This is a genomic window from Stenotrophomonas sp. P5_B8, from assembly GCF_054049855.1.
This window is the reverse complement of record NZ_JBFULO010000474.1, coordinates 1-2,741: the sequence shown is the minus strand read 5'-3', so window position 1 is coordinate 2,741 and position 2,741 is coordinate 1. Positions and strand designations below refer to the sequence as shown.

3 protein-coding genes are annotated in these 2,741 nt (G+C 62.2%); all 3 read left to right on the top strand.

Annotated features, from left to right (window positions below):
• Window positions 1–143 precede the first annotated feature (143 nt).
• The gene (locus tag ACXJKH_RS18245) at window positions 144–683 is read left to right on the top strand and encodes an HNH endonuclease signature motif containing protein (protein ID WP_457321456.1); all 540 of its coding nucleotides are present in this window, start codon (window positions 144–146) and stop codon (window positions 681–683) included.
• A 336-nt stretch (window positions 684–1,019) separates the two neighbouring features.
• Window positions 1,020–1,196, top strand: coding sequence for a hypothetical protein (locus ACXJKH_RS18240; RefSeq protein ID WP_457321454.1), 177 nt, complete (start codon window positions 1,020–1,022; stop codon window positions 1,194–1,196).
• A gap of 426 nt (window positions 1,197–1,622) precedes the next feature.
• Window positions 1,623–2,318 (top strand): hypothetical protein, encoded by a 696-nt coding sequence (locus ACXJKH_RS18235; protein WP_457321452.1) that lies wholly within the window; start codon window positions 1,623–1,625, stop codon window positions 2,316–2,318.
• Window positions 2,319–2,741 lie beyond the last annotated feature (423 nt).

The window sequence follows — 2,741 nt, the reverse complement described above, 5'->3', positions numbered from 1 at the left end:
CTTCTGGAGGCATACACCGCCCTCCATGAGGACGAACACGGTTCGTATGGGGTGACCGAGTACTACGTGCCGCTGGATGTCCGGGCCGCGTGGTTGGACTTCAAGTCCCGGGTTCCGCAGCGCCTGGAATCGCTGGAGGAGCCATGAAGTCACTCGACCTCAGCAAACTCTTACCTCATGCGCCGTCCGGTCTGCTGGCGTGCCTGACCTCTGGCCGGATCTTCAACGCGGAGGGCTCCGAGAAGGGCATCCAGACCGCCGACACGTACGTCCGGGTGATACAGCGGGCAACACCCTCTGCCCCCCGTCGCACTTGGTATGCGCATCGGGTGGTCTGGGAAGCTGCCCACGGGCCGATCCCTGAGGGGATGCAAATCGATCACCTCGACGCCAACGCGGGCAACAACGCCCTGTCCAACTTGGACCTAGTCACCCCTCAGCAGAACCGGGCAAGGCAGGCGCAACGCAACCTGGCGCGCTATGGCTGCATGTCCACCTATTGCAAGTTGACCCCCGACCAAGCAGTGGCCATACGCGATAGCGCGGGGACCGTCCCCGCCGGAGTGTGGGCCAAGCGACTGGGGATCTGCAGGCACACGGTTAACGACATTCGAGCTGGCCGGACGTGGGCGCATCTTCCGGGCGCTGGTCGTCCCCAAAAGACGCCGCCCAAGAAGTCCTGACCGGCTCTCTACCTATTGCCCTTGGGGGGTATATGAAACGAGCGGACAACTGCCGTCTGGCACGTCCTATTGGCCGAGGTAAGGGCGATGGGAGGTGACCATGTGCAACGAATCTCAGAGAAGAAGCGGCTCCAGATCAAGGGCCGGGGCAAGGGTCCGCCCTTTCTCTCCATCTCACACCGCATTGCCGATTCCCACGAGTTCGGGTGCCTGTCAGGGCATGCTGCAAAGCTCCTGCTTGAGCTTGCACGGCAGTACCGACCCGGGCGCAACGGGGACATCAGCATCCCGTGGTCGCTCCTGCGGACTCGTGGCTGGCGAAGCCAGGGAACTGTCATGGATGCCAAACGCGAGCTGCTGGAGGCGGGCTGGATCATCGAAACCCGAAAAGGTGGCAGGAACAGCTGCGGCCTCTACGCGCTCAGCTACTACCCAATCGATGAGTCCCGCAAGCATCAAGAGCCAGCCACCCATGTGGCGCCGGACCTATGGCAGCAACGGCGCGATCAGTAGTCGCTATGCGGAGCAACCTAGTCGCTATGCGGAGCAGTGGCCGAAATCCTTGCTCCGCATACAGACCAAGTTGGTCGCTATGCGGAGCAGTCAGCCACTTATCCACACCCCCTATTGGTCGCTATGTGCACACCTATCTAGATATCTACCAAGCGGAGCGGCTTGCGCCCTGTTTGGAGGTCCTCTCTTCGGGTACTTCTGCGGGGACTCATCTTGGACCTGATCCGGCCGCGCACTGGTGAACCTAGCCCTTCAACCGGGGATCATGCTGATAGCAATGCCGCACCGTTGCTGGTAGCAGTGCTGCCAGCATCAAAGGGTGAATCTCTGCCGCCATCCGGAAAGGGTGCGCGGTGGAAAGAAGGCTCAACGAACGTCGACCGGGCGTCGCGGGCAGTGGCAGCTGCCTATGGCTGTGGCGCATGCATGGCGGTGGTGTGGCAGGCGACCTGGGTGGAAGTTCCTACGCCCGAGGAGGGAGGCGACGACCCGGCAGGATTCGCGATTCACACCAGAGGCCGGGTTGTCCATGCGGCTCAGGATTACCTGCCCAAAGAGCCGCGTGCCAGGGAGGCAGCGCTGTCTGCTTTCAATGCGGACGAGCTGCGGACGGTTGAGGAGTTCGACAGGGTTACGAACATGCGAGCCCGACGCGTGCCGACGCGTACCCGACGCGTGCATCGATGGAGCAATAAACAGTTCTCCGGCGTGGTGGTGATCCCCGCCGTCCGGCCTGTTCGCCCCGTGCTTGTCGCTCTGGCCGATGCAGAGCTGGATGGCCCGCTGGAGGATTGGCTATTGGTCTACGCCGCCCAACAGATGTGGCGGTGGCCCAAGGTCGAGATGTACCTCAAAGCCATGGGCTACGAGGAGCGCGAGGCCAGAGAGGCAGCGTGCCGCCTACTTGGCATGGGTCAGAGCTATAGGGATGGTGCCCGCTCCGCCGGCGTCCGCGCAGCAACGTTCACCGACAAGGTGAGGGTCATTGAGGGAGTGCTGTGGGACTGGCTGGAGCGTGCCAGCTACGCGCTGCTAGAAGAGCTGGGCAGCGATAACGCGGATGACTGGCAGACCGGCGAAGGGCTCATAAGAAACATGGGTTCTGACGACGCCAAGCGATAGGCCTGGCGCTGCTGAAAACGTAGTCGGCGTTAACAGGCGTGATGCCTGCCAAGCGCAGACATTAGGCGTGCCAGAACCTGCTAGTGGTGTGCCACGGGCACCTCTTTGATGGGAGCGATTTACACCCGCCAAACGGCTTAAGTAATAGGGGCTCCAACTACCCAAGGGCGGGCTCCTGGCGGCGACCACTTCGGTGGCGCCRCCTTTCCCCCGGATGGCGCAAGAGGCGCCTTGAGTACAGGACACCCCAATGACTTTTAAGCTTGAAGGCCTCCTAGGCCGCGTCACGCCTGGCTGGCAAAACCTCGATGACCAAGACAAAAGCGCTATCGCACGTCAGGGGCTTTTGGCTTCCGGCCTTGCGATGCTGCGCGCCCGCAACGGTGGAAATTTTGGCGCTTCGTTGGCAGACGGGCTTTCCTC